The following is a 249-nucleotide window of genomic DNA, read 5'->3' as shown; positions in this document are numbered from 1 at the left end:
GCCGCCGCGGAACTGGGCGGTGGTCGAGTGCGACGTCGGCCAGGGTGACGCGGTGGTGCTGGCGACCGCCGAGCCCGGGCGGGCCGTCGTCGTCGACACCGGGCCCGAACCGGGGCCGGTCGACGACTGCCTGCACCGGCTGGCAGTCGACCGGATCCCGCTGCTGGTGCTGAGCCACCTGCACGCCGACCACATCGGCGGGCTCGCTTCGGTCTTCGACGGCCGGGCGGTCGGCGCGATCGCCGTGGG

General features: G+C 76.3%; 1 protein-coding gene. It reads left to right on the top strand.

Annotated elements, in window-relative coordinates:
• A partial coding sequence (locus G3I65_RS03055; protein WP_160694521.1) for an MBL fold metallo-hydrolase occupies positions 1–249 on the top strand: 249 nt, incomplete at both ends.

This window comes from Amycolatopsis sp. SID8362, assembly GCF_010550475.1.
Classification (GTDB): domain Bacteria; phylum Actinomycetota; class Actinomycetes; order Mycobacteriales; family Pseudonocardiaceae; genus Amycolatopsis; species Amycolatopsis eburnea.
This window is presented reverse-complemented; position numbering and strand designations above follow the sequence as displayed.